Raw genomic sequence first — 16,152 nt, forward strand, 5'->3', positions numbered from 1 at the left:
GTTATGAAACGCACCGTGCGTCTTGCCGCAGATTACGAGTGCTATCCCGTGTGGGTAGTTACTGAACGGGAAGTGGATAACGTAGCACCCGAATCGCTTCCGCTCAGCGGGAAACTCGCTCAGGATCTTGATCGTTGGGGGGACGAGTACGACGCAACGTACAACCGAGATGATCCCGCAGCCTCCGGCTTCACTTCCGAAGAGGCAGAGAAGAGCTTCGCTGAACAGGGACAGAGATTGGCTCGCCGCCTACGCGACGAACTCGACGAGACCTGGATCGTCTCCTACTTCAATCCATCAACAGCATCAGATGTCGAGATTGAATGACCGCATGCTCGACAATCACGAATCTGATCGCGCACGGCGGACTCGCGTCGCTGGTGCGCCTACCGATCGGAGCCGACTGCCAGATCTGACCGCGGTGGTGCGGCCCGATCTGGTAGGGATATCTGCGCGCCAACAGTCGCGGGCACGTCGCTGCGCGTGCTCGCCACTGCGGCTCTCGCGCGCCCGCACGCTCGGGGCCGATCACGCCGACTTCCGATTCGAGCGGGTGCGCAGCGCGGCTTGGCGACGGCGGGATGGAAAGTCCGCGGGGTCTACGGACACCACCGACCTGAGGTAGGTGGTGCGGATGGCGCACGGCGAAACCTGGGGTTCGCGTCGGAGCAGAACTCTTACTTTGTGGTGAGTATCGGACAGTGACACTCCGTGGTGATCGGCGTGTCACTGTCCGATACTCACCACAACTCAGGGCTCGGACGCGCCAAAGCGCCTTCGGGCCGCCACCTGTCCGCCTGGCCTCTACGGCAGGACGAGACAGGGGGCCATACGCCAGACGTCACTCCCGCTATGGCTCGTCGCAAACCTCGGGATGCTGCTTCGCCTCCTGCGGAAACTTGACGTTTCCGGCGTCGGTCATCCACTCCCGCCCGCCTTCAGCGGGACGCAGGAACGCGACGCGGGGCCCAGGCATCCTGTGGTCGAAAAGGAGATCGTCAACGTGACAGACGTCCTGGAGGACGCCGACCCGCCCCGTTGCGGCGTCGTACGCTTCCTCGCCCACCCTCGGGCCCCGGTACGGCGTCGGCCGGCTCATGCGGGCAACCCCCAACGGGCCGTACGGCCTGGCGTTTCGTGGGACGGGTGGCGGCGGCGCAAGATCTCGTATGCGGTCGCCTGGCCGTAATCCCCGTTCTGCTTGGCCTTCTCGCGCAACGCGGTGTACTCCTGGCACTTCGCGCAGATCAACGACCTCACCGTCGCTTCCCCCGCTCCAGGTGCTTGCGGATCGCCTTGGCCAGAGCCTCCGCGCGCTGCTCCAACTCCTGGGGAGTGGGGCGAGGACTGGAACCCCCCTGCGTCTCCTGTGAAGGTGTCTCCGCGCTCACCTCGCCACTCCCAACGCGCGCTCCCGCTCGTACTGGACGACGTACAGCCCCACAGGGTCGAAGTCCCAGAGAATCGGGAAGCGCTCAGCCGCGGGGATGCGCGGGAGGCGGAGCGTTGGCGGGTCCTCGTACGAGGCAGGGGAGGGCGCGGAGGGGGCGGACGACTCGACGGCAACGGGCATCGGAGGCGATACAGGAGTGCGGGCGGGGCGAGCCGCCGCGTACACCGCGCTATGCCGACCCCGGCCACCGATCGCGATGGCGTGCCGCACGCGCCGCAGCAGCTCTCTGGTTGCGTTCAGCGTGCGGCGCAGCCGGTGAGCTATGCGGACGGACACAACGTCCGGCACGGATTCGCTGATCTGTTCGGGGGGAACCACCATCAGGGGGCCTTCTTTCATCTGGCGCTCCTGCTCGTGACCAGTGGTCACCTTGCGTGGTTACAGCCTGTCGCCCCGCGCGTACGATCTGAAGTCATTGATGTCCCAACCGGCCCATCGGGAAATGAGGCTGCTCCATGCCAGCTCGGCCACGCGCACTGACGCCAGATCGTTCCGCCCGGCACCTGTTCGGTTCGGAGATGCGGCGGTTACGTGAAGCGGCAGGGATGTCCCTTGAGGCTTTGGCCCGGGTCACCAGCTTCAGCAAGAGCTCTCTGGCGCGGTTCGAGACGGCAGAATCCATGATTCCGCCCGAGCTGCCTTCCATTCTGGATGCCGCGTTCGGCACTGACGGCATCTTCGAGAAGCTGTATGCCCTCGCTCGCAAGGAGATCCACCCCGACCAGTTCCGTCGTCGCATGGAGCTTGAGGCACGGGCACGGATCATCCGGGAGTACGCCTGTCAGATCGTGCCGGGCCTGGTGCAGACCGAGGGCTATGCCCGTGCACAGTTCGAGAAGCACAACCCAAAGGCAACGCCGAACGAGATCGATGAGCTGTGGTCGGCTCGCGCGAGTCGGCAAGTACTGCTGCAAGCCGACCCCGCCCCGGACCTGTTCTACATCCTCGATGAGGCGGTGATTCGCCGCCACTTCGGCGGCCCGGCGGTCATGCGGGCGCAACTGGCCCGCCTCATTGACCTGACGGAAACCCCCACCACCGTGGTACAGGTTCTGCCGTTCGAGCACGGCGGGCACGCCTTGGTAGGCGGAACGTTGACACTGATGACTCTGGACTCCGGCAGTCAGGTCGCCTACGAAGAAAGCATCACAACTGGAACGCTGCTGGAAGGCAATGAGGCTGTCGCCTTCCTCCAGCGGTCCTACGATCTACTCACAGCGCATGCCCTCTCGCCGGGCGATTCAGCCGCGCTCATCCAGTCCACGATGGAGGCCTTACCAACATGAGCAGCACTCCCGACCTTTTCCGCGCGAAGTGGGTCAAGTCCAGCTACAGCGGCAACGGAGGCGGCAGCTGCGTTGAGTGGGCGCCGAACATCGCCACCTCCGGCATGGTCCCGGTCCGGGACTCCAAGTCCCCCGAGGGCCCGGCGCTCATATTCGAGGCCGCCGCCTGGGCGTCATTCGTGGCCTTCGCCAAGACGCGCGACATCTGAAACCCGTAGCGGGAAGCCCCGGGGCGCTCAGCCGGCCATGCCGGGCGCGCCCCACACCGGGAACCAGCGGCTCAGGTCCTCCTCGACCCGCAGATCGTCGCCGAGCAGCCCCCGCACCTGGATCTCGAGCGCGTTGTCGCGCTTCTCGCCGCGGCCGGGGAGCGGTGCGAAGGGGTAGAACATGCCGCGCTTGTAGAGGTACACCAGCGCCAGCGGCCGACCCCCCGGGTCCCGGAAGCCGACCAGGGAGCACAGCAGCTGCGGGCCGAAACCGGCGTCCTGCAACAGCGTGTTGCCCACGTGCAGATCGCTCACCAGGCCGCCAGGTCGTCCCGCGGCTGCCGCGACACCAGCCAGGTGTAGCCGTACTCGTCCCGGCTGAACTCCACGGGCACCCCGCCGCGTTCGGTGTCAGCGTCCAGCAGGGCCCGCACCTCCTACACCTACGACTAGGCAGGCAACCGCACCGAACAGATCACCCCGGGCGGCCTGCGCTCGGAATGGGCCGCCCTGCAACGCTCACCACGGCGGACAACTCCCTGGACTTCGCCTACGACGCGGCGGGCCGCGAGACCTTGCGCACACTCGGCGACGACGTGAGCCTGACCCAGACCTGGGACGTCCTGGACCGCCTGACGACCCATACCCTCACCCACGCCACCGCCCCCAACCACGAAACCCCCGGCGACAGCCACGTCACCGGCACGATCCGAAGCTCACCTGTGTCGGCCGCTGGTTACTTGATCTCTACTCGGATCTCGTTCCGCAGGTCAGCCGCGATCCTGGCGCCCTCTCCCAAGGACAACTTCTTCTTCGTGGCATCGACCACGGTCACCAAGCCGACCGTGCTGTGGTCGCCCCAGATACACAAGGGCGTGGTATCCGGCTGGCCGGGCTCAGCGTCGGACTTCTGGTACTGACACTTCATGATCCCGTTCTTGAACCCTATTGGTGTCTGCTTCTCCATGCTGCCGATGAATTCGGAGAACCGCGATCCTCGCCGTATGGTGTCGAAATACGCGTCCACGGACTTCGCCGGATCGTCCACCTTGCCGTAGAAGCCGACGAAGACAATGCTCTTGTTGTTGTCGAAGTCCGAGTTGAGGTCGGTTGTATCAATAGTTGACCAGTTGTTGTTGATGCGTTTCCCGTCACTGATACCGAGCAGGGTCGCCTCGTCGCTCGCCGCGCCCTGCTCCTGGGCTGAGTCACCCCAGACCTTGTACTGGCGCAGTACGGTGTCCGGCGCGGTGAGCTTGTAGCGCTTTCCGTCGTCGGGCACGGTCTCGGCGCTATCACCATCCCCGCCGAACAGCGCGAAGCCGCCGATGATCGCGCCAACAACGATCAGCACGCCGACCGCGATGCCGATGGTCTTCCGCTTGCTGCTACCTCCTTGCGGAGGGTGCGGCGGCGTGGGTGGGGCTGAGTTCGGCAGGTAGTCGAGCTGCGGTGGGTGGCTCTGATGCGGTGGGAAGGGGGGATACCCCGGCTGACTGGACGGTCTGAGGGCTTGCGGGTAGTCATGGCCCTGCTGTCCTGGACCGGCACCGTTGCTCTGGCTATATGGTCCCGACGGGGGCTGACTGTGACTCAAGGTGTTACGTCCCATCTGAACCTAGGTCCGATACCGGTGACTTTGCGTCCGAGGCCCGAGTTGTAGTGAGTATGGGACAGCGACACGCCATGGTGTCGGCGTGTCGCTGTCCCATACTCACTACAAAGAGGTTGAGCCGATAGGCCGTGTGGGGAGACTTGTGCCCATCTTTCCATCATGGCTGACCGATCCGCTCTGGGACCAATTCGCGACGCTGCTGCCTGCGCGCCCTACTGCCGATCCTGCCCAGCCCTTGCCACCGCCGCCGCGTCAGCAACCGGATCGTGTGCGACAAGCTGCGGCTGCTCCTACCAGGAGATCTCCGATACGACCTGCTCGGCGAGCACGATCCGCAACTGTCGCGACGAGTGGATCCGGCTCGGGGTCTTCGCCATGCTCAAGCTTCGTGGCCTTCGCCAAGACGCGCGCCATCTGACACCCGTAGCGGGAAGCCCCGGGGCGCTCAGCCGCCCATACCCGGCGCGCCCCACACCGGGAACCAGCGGCTCAGGTCCTCCTCGACCCGTAGGTCGTCGCCGAGCAGCCCCCGCACCTGGATCTCGAGCGCGTTGTCACGCTTCTCGCCGCGGCCGGGGAGCGGGGCGAAGGGGTAGAACGTGCCGCGCTTGTAGAGGTACACCAGCGCGAGCGGCCGACCCCCCGGGTCCCGGAAGCCGACCAGGGAGCACAGCAGCTGCGGGCCGAAACCGGCGTCCTGGAGCAGCGTGTTGACCGCGTGCAGATCGCTCACCAGGGCCGCCAGGTCGTCCTGCGGCTGTCGGGCCAGCAGCCAGGTGTAGCCGTACTCGTCCCGGCTGAACTCGACGGGCACCCCGCCGCGTTCGGTGTCGGCGTCCAGCAGGGCCCGCACCTCTTCCTGGAGCCGGTCGAAGGCGCCGCCCTCGACGCTCGCGAAGCACACCGAGCCAAGACCCGTGGGGGTGAACCCCGCCCCCGCCTGCAGTGTCACCGCGGCCGAGGGCAGCGCGAAGAGCTGGTCGAGGTCGGGCCGTGCGGGCTTGCTGCGGCCGAGGACGGCGTCCCAGAACCCCATGGCACCTCAGCTCCTCTCCGCCCGGTCGAGCTGCGCGGCGACCCGAGCCAGCTGGTCGAGTCGCTGCTCCAGCGTGGGGTGCGAGGACAGCAGCCGGCTCAGGCTCTCACCGCTGAGCGCCGGGGCGAAGAAGAAGGCGTTGAACGGCTCCGCCCGGCGCAGGTCGCGGGTGGGTATTCGGGCTATCTGCCCGGTGACCTTGGTGAGCGCGGCGGCCAGCGCCGAGGGGCGGCCGGTCAGCAGCGCGCCGGCGCGGTCGGCGCTGAGCTCGCGGTAGCGGGACAGCAGCCGGGTGAGCAGGAAGCTGATCGCGTAGACCACGGCGCTCACCAGCGGGATGACCAGCACCGCTATGGCGGTGCCGGGGTCCCGGCTGTTGCGGCTGCTCAGGCCGCCCCACAGGGCGACACGGGTCATGATGCCCGCCAGGACGCCCAGGAACGAGGCGATGGTCATGACCGCCACATCGCGGTGGGCGACATGCGACAGCTCGTGCGCGAGCACGCCCTCCAGCTCCTCCGGTTCCAGCCTCCGCAGCAGCCCCGTCGTCGCGCAGACCATCGAGTTCCGCTGGTTGCGGCCGGTCGCGAAGGCGTTGGGTACATCGGTGTCGGCGATGGCCACCTTCGGCTTGGGCATGTCGGCGAGCGCGCACAGCCGGTCGACCGCGCCGTGCAGCTCGGGCGCCTGCTCGGGGGTGACCTCCCGGGCGCCCATGGAGAACGCCGCGATCCGGTCGCTGAACCAGAACTGCGCCACGAAGAGCCCGCCCGCGATCAGCAGGATCAGCGGCCAGGCCCCGCGCAGCAGGGCCAGCAGCACGCCGACGAAGACCACATAGAGCAGACCGATGAAGAACATCGTGGTCACCATGCGGGCGGTCAGTCCCCGGTCGGGGGCGTATCGGGTGCGTGGCATGGATGCCTCCCAGCAACGGTGGTGGCCGGAATCTCTACACCCGATTCTGCTCCCTATAGCCGTCTTGTCAGAGTAAACCCGCCTTGCCCCGTCAAAACCTGTCACATAGGAGTGAAGGCTTTTGAGCTATTTGCCGTATTTGAAGTTGCGGAATCAGGGCTGCGACGGCCCCGGCTACCCGCCGAGCTGCGCCAGACCGTCCGTGGCGATCTTCTCGAAGACGGCGAGGTCCGCCGCGAAGACCGAGTCGGGAATCGGCCAGTGCAGCACGATCTCGTCGATGCCCAGCCGCGCGTGCTCCCCCGCGAAGTCCACGAACGCGTCGAGGGAGGACAGCGGCCGCCCCGGGTCCGGGGTGAAGCCGGTGAGCAGGACCTTGCCCAGCTCCGCCACGTCCCGCCCGGCCTCGGCGCAGGCCTCGCCCAGCCGGTCGATCTGGCGCCCGATGGCGGCCACCGACTCGGCCGGCGTCCCCGTCTCGTAGATCTTCGGGTCGCCCGTGGTCACCCACGCCTGCCCGTACCGCGCCGCGAGCCGCAGCCCGCGCGGGCCGGTGGCGGCGACGGCGAAGGGCAGCCGGGGCCGCTGGACGCAGCCGGGGATGTTGCGCACCTCACGGGCGCTGTAGTGCCGGCCCTCATAGGTCACCGCGTCCTCGGTCAGCAGCCGGTCCAGCATCGGCACGAACTCACCGAAACGGTCGGCCCGCTCACGCGGCGTCCACGCCTCCTCCGCCCCGGACAGCAGCGCCGTCGCGTCGAAGCCGGAGCCGCCCGCCCCGATGCCCAGGGTGATCCGGCCGCCGGAGATGTCGTCCAGGGAGATCAGCTCCTTGGCCAGCGTGACGGGGTGGCGGAAGTTGGGCGAGGTGACCAGGGTGCCAAGACGCAGCCGGGACGTCGCCGCGGCCGCCGCGGTGAGGGTCGGGATCGCCCCGAACCAGGGTCCGTCGCGGAAGCTGCGCCACGACAGGTGGTCATAGGTGTACGCGGCGTGGAAACCCAGCTCCTCGGCGCGCTGCCACACCTCGCGGCCGCCTTCGGACCAGCGGCGTACGGGAAGGATCACGGTGCTCAGTCGCATGCCACCGAGCCTAGGCCAGCCTGAAGGCACTCGTGCGCGGCATATGCGGGAGGATGGGTGCCGTGACTCCAGCAACCGAGCAGTCCGAGACCCCGGCCGCAGGCAGATCCCACTCCACCACCCCCCGGCCCCGGCTGGTCGCCACCGACCTCGACGGCACCCTGTTGCGCAATGACAAAACGGTCTCGGACCGCACCGTCGCCGCCCTTGCCGCGGCGGAGCGTGCGGGTATCGAGGTGTTCTTCGTCACCGGCCGGCCGGCCCGCTGGATGGGCGTGGTCAGCCAACATGTACACGGCCACGGCCTGGCCATCTGCGCCAACGGCGCGGCCGTCGTCGATCTGCACGACGGCGGCCGGCTGCTCGAGGCGCGCCCGCTGCCCGTGGACCGGGCGCTGGCCGTCGTGGAGGCGCTGCGCGGCGCGGCCCCCGGCACCTCCTTCGCGGTCGAGCGCACCGAGGGCATCGCGTACGAGCCGGACTACCCGCCCTTCAGCCGAGACCCGAGCGCGGTGATCGCCGCCGCCGAGAAGCTGCTGGACGAGGACGGCGAATGCGGCGGTACGCCGGTCCTCAAGCTGCTCGCCCACCACCCCGCCATGGCGCCCGACGCCTTTCTGGAGCTGGGCCGGGCGGTGGCGGGGGCACACGGCGACTTCACCCGCTCCAGCCCGACCGCCCTGCTGGAGATCAGCGGACTCGGGGTGAGCAAGGCCAGCACCCTGGCCCGGTGCTGCGCCCGGCGGGGCATCGCCCCCGAGGAGGTCGTGGCGTTCGGCGACATGCCCAACGACCTGGACATGCTGGCCTGGGCGGGCACCTCGTACGCGATGGCCAACGCCCACCCGCACGTGCTGTCGTCGACCACCAGCCACACCGCGAGCAACGAGGAGGACGGCGTCGCGGCCGTCATCGAACGGATCCTGGAGGAGATCCAGGAAGGCTGAGGCCCGGGCCGGGGCGGATCGCCCCCCGGCCATGCGGCCGGAGGGCGGTTCCACGAGCCCGAATGCGGTACGACCCGAATCGATCCGAATCGGTTTACCAGAAGAAGACGGCGTATCCGGCGCCCCCGGGGTTGCCCGCCGTGCCGGGCGCATTGGCCGCGCCACCCACGCCGCCGTCGCCGCCCTCGCCCCTGATCCCGGGCGGGTCGACGATGCCGTCGACCTCTTCGCCGCCCCCGTCTCCGGTCTGGCCGCTGTCGCCGGTCCGGTTCACACCGCCCGTGGAGCAGAAGCCCGTGCCGCCGGCGCCGCCCGCACCGTCGGCGCCATTGGTGGCGCCCACCCCGGCGTTACCGTGGAGGCCACCGGCGCCGCCGGTGGCGCTGAGGAGAGTGGTGCTGCTGGGAGCGATCACGCTCGTGGTGCCACCGGTGCCGCCGTTGCCACCGTTGACACCGATGGGCCCGGCGGTACCGACGGTACCGGCGGTACCCAGGTTCACCGTGTAGCTCTGCAGGGCCTGGACCGGGATGACGCACCAGGTGAAGCCACCGGCGCCGCCGCCACCGCCGTTGCCGCCGACACCGGTACCGGTCGGGGTGGCGCCGCCACCGCCACCGCCGCCGCCACCGCCGGCGCCCCAGGCCTGGACGTGTACCGAGGTCACGCCCGGGGGAGGCGTGAAGGTCCCGTTCGCGGTGAACTCCCGCACGCCGTGCAGGACGGTGGGGTACTGCGGCGGTCTGGGCGGATTGGGGCGACCGTCCAGGGGGCTCTCGTCCGCGATGGCGGCGGGGGCCGCGGTCAGCAATTGGCTGCCCAGGGCCACTGCGCTCACTGCGGCGGCCAAGACGGCCCGGTAGCGCGTCCGGGATCGTTTGGAGGTTGCGCTCTGGCTGTTCACGTGATGACTTCCTTCCCCGCGTCGGGCCAACAACTGTCGCGGAGTGCGATGGGACGGTAAGAGGACAAGCTGCCAAGCTGACAAGCTGACCAAACGGCCCGCGAAGCTCATCCCACTGCCCGATAGCGGGGTTCGCATGCTGACGCAGCGATAGTTGGCCCGCCCAGGTGAGGAGTTGCCCTGACCGGCCTAACTCCCGGTCGGCGCAGGCCTCACCCGGGCCGTCGAGGCCGCCGCGTAAACCGTCCTTCGTGAAAAGTCATCTGGTCCGCGCCGCGGCCCCGACCGGGGGAGCAGCGGCCACCAGGGCCCGGCCCTCCGCGGCCTCGCGCTCCAGCATCCTCCGGAACGGCCCGTCCGCCTCGGCGAGTTGGGTGTAAGCCCCGCGCTGCACGGCCCGGCCCGCGTCGAGCGCGATCACCTCGTCGACCGCCTCCAGACCGGCCAGCCGATGGGTGATCAGCACGGTCGTACGGCCCCGTGTGGCGGACAGCAGATCGGCCGTCAGCGCGTCGGCCGTCGGCAGGTCCAGGTGCTCGGCGGGCTCGTCGAGCACCAGCACCGGGAAGTCCGCGAGCAGCGCGCGGGCCAGGGCGAGCCGCTGCCGCTGCCCGCCCGACAGCCGCGCGCCCGACTCGCCGACCAGCGTGTCCAGGCCGTCGGGCAGCCCGTCCACCCACTCCAGCAGCCGGGCCGCGGCCAGCGCCTCGCGCAGCTCGCCGTCGCTCGCGTCGGTGCGGGCCAGGCGGAGGTTCTCGCGCAGCGAGCTGTCGAAGATATGCGCGTCCTGGGCGCACAGCCCCACCGATCGCCGTACCGCGTCGGGGTCCATGGCCGCGGTGTCGCGGCCCGCGAGGGTGTACGTGCCCGACCTCGGGTCCAGGAAGCGGAGCAGCACATGGGCGAGGGTGGTCTTGCCCGAGCCGGACGGGCCGACGACGGCGACCCGGCGGCCCGGGCGCAGCTCCAGGTCGAACCCGTCCAGGGCGGGTTCGGACCGCCCCGGATACCGCGCCGAGATCCCGCTCAGCACCAGGGGGTACGTCCCCTGCGGGGCCTCCGTGGCCGCCGGGGCCGGGCCCTGCTCGGGTGCCTCGTCCACCACGTCGTACACCCGCCGCGCGGCCCGCCGCACCCGCTGGCGGTGCTGCACCGCCAGCGGCAGCCCCGCGACCGCCTCGAACGCGGCGAGTGGCATGAGCACCACGACGGCCAGCCACACCCCGTCGAGCCGGCCGTCGGCCACCGCCCGCACACCGACGAACGCCGAGGCGGCCACGGTCAGCCCGCAGACCAGCGCGGACAGTCCGGCGCCCACGCCGGTGGCGGCCGCGGCCCGCCGGGCGATCCCGGTGAGCCGGCCGTCGGCGCGGCGCACCTCGTCCAGCCTGCGCGGCAGCGCACCGGCGACGGTCAACTCGGCGGTTCCGGTGAGCAGATCGACGACCTGCGCCGACAGCGCGCCGCGCGCCGGGGCCAGCCGGCGCTCCGCGTGGCGGGCCAACGCCCCGGAGACGAGGGGCGCCACGATCCCCGCCACCAGAAGGCCGGCCGCCAGCACGGCGCCCGCCTCCGGCAGCAGCAGTCCGGTGACGCCGACGGAGGCCACGCCCACGGCCAGCGCGGCGCCGACGGGCAGCAGCCAGCGCAGGAAGTAGTCCTGCAGCGCGTCCACATCGGCGACCAGCCGGGAGAGCAGATCGCCACGCCGGGCGTCCTTCAGCCCGACCGGCGCCAGCCGCTCCAGCCTGCGGTACACCGCGACCCGCAGCTCGGCCAGCACCCGCAGCACGGCGTCGTGCGAGACCAGGCGCTCGGCGTAGCGGAAGACCGCCCGGCCGATCCCGAACGCCCGGGTCGCGGTGACCGCGACCATCAGATAGAGCACGGGAGGCTGCTGCGAAGCGCGCGAGATCAGCCACCCGGAGACGGCCATCAGCCCGACGGCGCTGCCCAGGGCGAGGGTCGCGAGCAGCAGCGCGAGCGCGAACCGCCCCCGCCAGGCGCGCGCCGACGTCCGCACCCACGCGAGCGGCGAGCGGCGCTCCCGGTCCGCTTCCGGCGTCGGCGGGGCGTCGGGGGCCGCCACCTCACGGTCGGCGCCTTGGTGGGAGCCGTCCACCGGAACGGCGCGCGGGGCCGGGACCCTGGGCCCGGCGGTGGGGCCGGACAGCCGCACCACGCGGTCGGCGAGGGGCAGCAGCGCCGGGCGGTGGACGACCAGGAGGACCGTACGGCCCTCGGCCAGCCGCCGTACCGCCTCGACGACGGCCGCCTCCGTCTCCCCGTCCAGGCCGGCGGTCGGCTCGTCCAGCAGCAGCACCGGACGGTCGGCCAGGAACGCGCGCGCCAGCGCGATCCGCTGCCGCTGTCCCGCGGACAGGCCCGCGCCCATCTCGCCGAGGCGGGTGTCGGCCCCGTGCGGCAGCGCGTCGACGAAGCCGAGCGCGCCCGCGTCCCGCAGCGCGGCCCGCACGGCGGCGTCATCGGCGTCCGGCCGCGCCAGCCGTACGTTCTCGGCGACCGTGCCGGCGAAGAGATACGGCCGCTGGGGCACCCAGGCGACCTGGCCGCGCCAGCTGTCGAGGTCGAACGAGGCCAGGTCCCGCCCCGCGACCAGCACCCGGCCCGCGGTCGGCTCGGCGAATCCCAGCAGGGCGCTCAGCAGCGTGGTCTTGCCCGCCCCGCTGGGGCCGACGAGGGCCACCGTCTCGCCCGGCAGGATCTCGAACGAGGTCTCGGCCAGGGACGGTTCGGCGCGGCCCGGGTGGCGGACCACCAGCCCCTCCACGCTCAGCGCCGCGCCCCGGGCGTCCGGGGCGGGCTCGGCGCCGGTGGCCCTGGGCTCGCGTTCGAGGACGGTGAAGACCTCGTCCGCGGCGGCGAGCCCTTCCGCCGCCGCGTGGTACTGCGCGCCCACCTGCCGCAGCGGCAGATACGCCTCGGGGGCGAGGACGAGCACCATCAGCCCCGTGTAGAGGTCCAGCTCGCCGTGGACCAGCCGCATCCCGATGCCGACCGCGACGAGGGCGACCGAGACGGTGGAGAGCAGTTCCAGCGCGAAGGAGGACAGAAAGGCCAGCCGCAGGGTGCGCAGCGTCGCCCGCCGGTAGTCGGCGGTGATGGCACGGATCGACGCGGCCTGGGCCTTGGCGCGGCCGAAGACCTTGAGGGTGGGCAGCCCGGCGACGACGTCGAGGAAGTGTCCGGACAGCCGGGACAGCAGCCGCCACTGACGGTCCATCCGGGACTGGGTGGCCCAGCCGATGAGGATCATGAAGAGCGGGATCAGCGGCAGCGTGGCGGCGATGATCAGGGCCGAGAGCCAGTCGGCGGTGACGATACGGGCGAGCACCGCCACCGGCACCACCACGGCCAGGCCCAGCTGGGGCAGATAGCGGGCGAAGTAGTCGTCCAGGGCGTCGATGCCCCGGGTGGCCAGGGTGGTGAGCTCCCCCGTACCGGCCGGACCCGCGCCCGGCTCGGACCCCGGCTGTTCGGACCCCGGTCGCTCGGGCCCCGGCCGGTCGGACCCCGGCCGGTCGTTTCCCGGCCGGTCGTTTCCCGGTCGGCCGGAGCCCATCCGCTCGGGCCCCAGCCGCACCGCATGCGCGAGCAGCCGCAGCCGCAGCTCGGACTTGACGGCCGCCCCGGCCCGGTGGGCGGCCAGTTCGGTCAGCCAGGCGACCACGGCGCGGCCGACGGCGACGGCCGCCAGCAGCGCCAGCGGACGCCCGAGCTCTCCGGGCGCCGCCCCGTGGACGAAGGCGGCGACCACCACCTCGGCGATCAGCATGGCCTGTGCCACCACCAGCCCCGCCGACACCAGCCCCAACGCCACGGACGCGGCGAGGAACAGACGGGTCGCCCGGGCGTGACGCAGCAGCCGGGGATCGACTGGTTTCACGTGAAACACACCACCCGCGGGGTCAGTGACCGGTCGGCTCGGGGATGTGCTGGGTGCCGATCCGCTTGCGGAAGACCCAGTACGTCCACGCCTGGTAGGCCATCACCAGCGGAGTCATCACGGCCGCGATCCAGGTCATGATCTTCAGCGTGTACGGGCTGGACGCCGCGTTCGCCGCGGTCAGGCTCCACCTCGGGTCCAGCGAGGACGGCATGACGTCCGGGAAGAGGGCGAGGAAGAGCATCGCGACCGCCGCGGCGATGGTCACCCCGGACAGTGCGAACGCCCAGCCCTCCCGCCCGCGCCGGTTCATCACCAGCGCCGCGAGCAGCGCGACCGCCGAGACCAGCAGCGCGCCCAGCGACCGTCCGTTGCCGCTGTCGTGCTGCGTCCAGCCGAGGAAGGCCACCGCGAGCACGGCGGCGGCCGGGCCGAGACCCGCCGCGAACCGCCGCGCCCGGGTCCGGATGTCCCCCACCGTCTTGAGCGAGGCGAACACGGCGCCGTGGAAGGTGAACAGCACCAGGGTGAGCGCCCCGCCGAGCAGGGCGTACGGGTTGGCCAGGTCGAGAAGGCCGCCGGTGTAGTTCTTGTCCGGCCCGATCGGCACCCCGCGCACCATGTTGGCGAAGATCGCGCCCCAGAGGAACGCGGGCAGCAGCGAGCACCAGAAGATCACGTTCTCCCAGTTGCGCTGCCAGCGCTCCTCGGGGCGCTTGTGCCGGTACTCGAAGGCGACGCCGCGCAGGATCAGGCAGACCAGGATGGTCAGCAGCGGCAGATAGAAGCCGCTGAAGAGGGTGGCGTACCAGTCGGGGAAGGCGGCGAAGGTCGCCCCGGCCGCCGTGATCAGCCAGACCTCGTTGCCGTCCCAGACCGGGCCGATGGTGTTGATGAGCACCCGGCGTTCCGTACGGTTCCGGGCCAGCGGCTTGGTCAGCACGCCGATGCCGAAGTCGAAGCCCTCGAGGAAGAAGTACCCGGTCCACAGGACGGCGATCAGAACGAACCAGACGTCGTGAAGATGCAGTGACATGGCTCTCTCCGGTTCAGTACGCGAAGGTCAGCGGCTTGTCGGCGTCGGCGGCGTCGGCGGCGTCCTGCTCCCCCGCCGCCCCGGCGCCCGGTCCGCCGGAGGGCAGCCGCAGCCGGGGATCCTTGGCCGGCGGCTTCTCGTCGATGTCCGGACCGGCCTTGGCGTACTTGGTCAGCAGCCGCACCTCCACGACCGCGAGCACGCCGTACAGCAGCGTGAAGACGCCCAGGGAGATGAGGACCTCGGTGCGGCTGACGCCGGGGGAGACCGCGTCGGCGGTCTTCATCAGCCCGTACACCACCCACGGCTGACGTCCCATCTCGGTGAAGATCCAGCCGAAGGAGTTGGCGATCAGCGGGAAGCCCATGGTCAGGATGCCGATCCGCCAGGACCACTTGGTCAGCAGGGGGCTCATCTCGCGCTCCTTGGTGAGCATGAGCCGCGGCACCTCGTCCTCCCCGGTGCGGAAGGCGGGGGACAGCCACTTCTTGCGCCGGGTCGTCCACAGCCCGATCAGCGCGGCGACGAACGAGGTCATCCCGAAGCCGATCATCAGCCGGAAGCCCCAGTAGGTCATGAAGATGCTGGGGATGTAGTCCTCGGGCTGCCCGCCGTAGGCCGCAGCCTCCCGCTCGGCCACGTCATTGATGCCGGGGACGGAGTCGGTGAAGTTGCTGTGCGCGAGGAACGAGAGCATGCCGGGGACCTCCAGCTCGACGCTGTTGTGTCCCTTGCTGACATCACCGACGGCGAAGACCGAGAAGGGCGCGGGCGCCTGGGTGTCCCACAGCGCCTCGGCCGCGGCCATCTTCATCGGCTGCTGCTCGAACATCACCTTGCCGAGCTGGTCGCCGCTGATCGCGGTGCCCATACCCGCGATCACGGCGACGACCAGACCGACGCGCAGCGAGGCGCGCATCGCCGGGATCTGCTTCCTCTGCTTCTCGCCGAGTTCCTCGCCGCGGTCCTGGCGGCGCTTGGCCCGCCACAGGTGGAAGGAGGCGATGCCCACCATGAAGGCGGCGCCGGTGAGGAAGGCGGCGGCGAGGGTGTGGAAGACCACGACCAGGGTGGTGTTCTGGGTCAGCACCGCCCAGATGTCGGTGAGCCGCGCCTTGCCGGTGGCCTTGTCGATGGCGTAGCCGACCGGGTGCTGCATCCACGAGTTGGCGGCGAGGATGAAGTACGAGGACAGGATGGTGCCCAGCGAGACGAGCCAGATGCAGGCACAGTGGATCTTCTTCGGCAGCTTGTCCCAGCCGAAGATCCACAGTCCGATGAAGGTGGACTCGAAGAAGAAGGCGAGCAGCGCCTCCATGGCGAGCGGGGCGCCGAAGACATCACCGACGAAGCGCGAGTAGTCCGACCAGTTCATGCCGAACTGGAACTCCTGGACGAGGCCGGTGACCACACCCATCGCGATGTTGATCAGGAAGAGCTTGCCCCAGAACTTGGTCGCGTGGAAGTACTTCTCCTTGCCGGTGCGGACCCAGGCCGTCTCCAGACCGGCGGTGATGGCCGCGAGAGAAATCGTGAGCGGGACGAAGAGGAAGTGGTAGACGGTGGTGATGCCGAACTGCCATCGCGCCAGCGTCTCCGGCGCCAGAGCCAGATCCACGGGAATCTCTCCTTACGGTCTTGCCTGCAGGGCTCGCCTGCGCCCCTCAAGGGAGCTTGTGAAAGTATTCACATTCACAAGCTATGATACGCACACGCTTGCGCCCCTTCTCACCGGGGGGTGGAAGGGGCGCAAGCGGA

General features: G+C 70.2%; 12 protein-coding genes and 2 pseudogenes. 5 read left to right on the forward strand and 9 right to left on the reverse strand.

Translation table 11 applies throughout. The annotated features are described in order from the left end of the window. The first annotated feature begins 3 nt into the window (after window positions 1–3). From ACFZDL_RS39930 to ACFZDL_RS39940, 3 genes are all read left to right on the forward strand, one after another. The gene (locus ACFZDL_RS39930) at window positions 4–327 is read left to right on the forward strand and encodes a hypothetical protein (RefSeq protein WP_353590172.1); all 324 of its coding nucleotides are present in this window, start codon (window positions 4–6) and stop codon (window positions 325–327) included. A gap of 1,581 nt (window positions 328–1,908) precedes the next feature. Next, window positions 1,909–2,739 (forward strand): helix-turn-helix transcriptional regulator, encoded by an 831-nt coding sequence (locus ACFZDL_RS39935; protein WP_353590171.1) that lies wholly within the window; start codon window positions 1,909–1,911, stop codon window positions 2,737–2,739. Further along, complete coding sequence (locus ACFZDL_RS39940) at window positions 2,736–2,948, forward strand: DUF397 domain-containing protein (protein ID WP_353590170.1); 213 nt, start codon at window positions 2,736–2,738, stop codon at window positions 2,946–2,948. The genes ACFZDL_RS39935 and ACFZDL_RS39940 overlap by 4 nt, the downstream gene beginning before the upstream one ends. Window positions 2,949–2,975: 27 nt before the next feature. Here ACFZDL_RS39940 and ACFZDL_RS39945 read toward each other — a convergent pair. Next, a pseudogene (locus tag ACFZDL_RS39945) lies at window positions 2,976–3,385 on the reverse strand (hypothetical protein); the annotation flags it as partial. 299 nt (window positions 3,386–3,684) lie between these two features. Beyond that, complete coding sequence (locus tag ACFZDL_RS39950; protein WP_353590169.1) at window positions 3,685–4,302, reverse strand: hypothetical protein; 618 nt, start codon at window positions 4,300–4,302, stop codon at window positions 3,685–3,687. Between the two features lie 403 nt (window positions 4,303–4,705). Between ACFZDL_RS39950 and ACFZDL_RS39955 the strand changes: the two are divergent. Further along, window positions 4,706–4,947, forward strand: a pseudogene (locus ACFZDL_RS39955) (transposase); the annotation flags it as partial. Between the two features lie 61 nt (window positions 4,948–5,008). Here the strand turns inward: ACFZDL_RS39955 and ACFZDL_RS39960 are convergent. The 3 genes from ACFZDL_RS39960 to ACFZDL_RS39970 all read right to left on the reverse strand — a co-directional run bounded on the left by ACFZDL_RS39960 (window position 5,009) and on the right by ACFZDL_RS39970 (window position 7,600). After that, window positions 5,009–5,599: a hypothetical protein gene (locus tag ACFZDL_RS39960; protein ID WP_353590168.1), complete on the reverse strand. Its 591-nt coding sequence runs from the start codon at window positions 5,597–5,599 to the stop codon at window positions 5,009–5,011. Between the two features lie 6 nt (window positions 5,600–5,605). Next, window positions 5,606–6,517 (reverse strand): zinc metalloprotease HtpX, encoded by a 912-nt coding sequence (htpX, locus tag ACFZDL_RS39965; RefSeq protein WP_353590167.1) that lies wholly within the window; start codon window positions 6,515–6,517, stop codon window positions 5,606–5,608. A 174-nt stretch (window positions 6,518–6,691) separates the two neighbouring features. Next, window positions 6,692–7,600, reverse strand: a complete 909-nt coding sequence (locus ACFZDL_RS39970) for an LLM class flavin-dependent oxidoreductase (RefSeq protein WP_353590166.1) — start codon at window positions 7,598–7,600, stop codon at window positions 6,692–6,694. A 53-nt stretch (window positions 7,601–7,653) separates the two neighbouring features. On the opposite strand from ACFZDL_RS39970, the gene ACFZDL_RS39975 reads away from it, so the two are divergent. Continuing rightward, window positions 7,654–8,547: a Cof-type HAD-IIB family hydrolase gene (locus ACFZDL_RS39975; RefSeq protein WP_353590165.1), complete on the forward strand. Its 894-nt coding sequence runs from the start codon at window positions 7,654–7,656 to the stop codon at window positions 8,545–8,547. 94 nt (window positions 8,548–8,641) lie between these two features. On the opposite strand, the gene ACFZDL_RS39980 is transcribed toward ACFZDL_RS39975, so the two are convergent. From ACFZDL_RS39980 to ACFZDL_RS39995, 4 genes are all read right to left on the reverse strand, one after another. Then, window positions 8,642–9,397 (reverse strand): hypothetical protein, encoded by a 756-nt coding sequence (locus ACFZDL_RS39980; protein WP_353590164.1) that lies wholly within the window; start codon window positions 9,395–9,397, stop codon window positions 8,642–8,644. A gap of 313 nt (window positions 9,398–9,710) precedes the next feature. Further along, window positions 9,711–13,358 (reverse strand): thiol reductant ABC exporter subunit CydD, encoded by a 3,648-nt coding sequence (gene cydD / locus ACFZDL_RS39985; protein WP_391193759.1) that lies wholly within the window; start codon window positions 13,356–13,358, stop codon window positions 9,711–9,713. Between the two features lie 22 nt (window positions 13,359–13,380). Beyond that, the gene (gene cydB, locus ACFZDL_RS39990; protein ID WP_353590458.1) at window positions 13,381–14,388 is read right to left on the reverse strand and encodes a cytochrome d ubiquinol oxidase subunit II; all 1,008 of its coding nucleotides are present in this window, start codon (window positions 14,386–14,388) and stop codon (window positions 13,381–13,383) included. Window positions 14,389–14,407: 19 nt separating this feature from the next. Then, window positions 14,408–16,012 carry a cytochrome ubiquinol oxidase subunit I gene (locus tag ACFZDL_RS39995; RefSeq protein WP_353590162.1) on the reverse strand — a complete coding sequence of 535 codons (1,605 nt, stop codon included), beginning with the start codon at window positions 16,010–16,012 and terminating at the stop codon, window positions 14,408–14,410. Window positions 16,013–16,152 lie beyond the last annotated feature (140 nt).

The sequence above is a fragment of the Streptomyces sp. NPDC007917 genome (assembly GCF_042959105.1).
Taxonomy (GTDB): domain Bacteria; phylum Actinomycetota; class Actinomycetes; order Streptomycetales; family Streptomycetaceae; genus Streptomyces.

Excerpts from the sequence above, each read along its gene's own strand:
- ACFZDL_RS39930 (WP_353590172.1), top strand. The coding sequence starts at position 4 with ATGAAACGCACCGTGCGTCTTGCCGCAGATTACGAGTGCTATCCCGTG.
- ACFZDL_RS39935 (WP_353590171.1), top strand. The coding sequence starts at position 1,909 with ATGCCAGCTCGGCCACGCGCACTGACGCCAGATCGTTCCGCCCGGCAC.
- ACFZDL_RS39940 (WP_353590170.1), top strand. The coding sequence starts at position 2,736 with ATGAGCAGCACTCCCGACCTTTTCCGCGCGAAGTGGGTCAAGTCCAGC.
- ACFZDL_RS39960 (WP_353590168.1), bottom strand. The coding sequence starts at position 5,599 with ATGGGGTTCTGGGACGCCGTCCTCGGCCGCAGCAAGCCCGCACGGCCC.
- htpX (WP_353590167.1), bottom strand. The coding sequence starts at position 6,517 with ATGCCACGCACCCGATACGCCCCCGACCGGGGACTGACCGCCCGCATG.
- ACFZDL_RS39970 (WP_353590166.1), bottom strand. The coding sequence starts at position 7,600 with ATGCGACTGAGCACCGTGATCCTTCCCGTACGCCGCTGGTCCGAAGGC.
- ACFZDL_RS39975 (WP_353590165.1), top strand. The coding sequence starts at position 7,654 with ATGGGTGCCGTGACTCCAGCAACCGAGCAGTCCGAGACCCCGGCCGCA.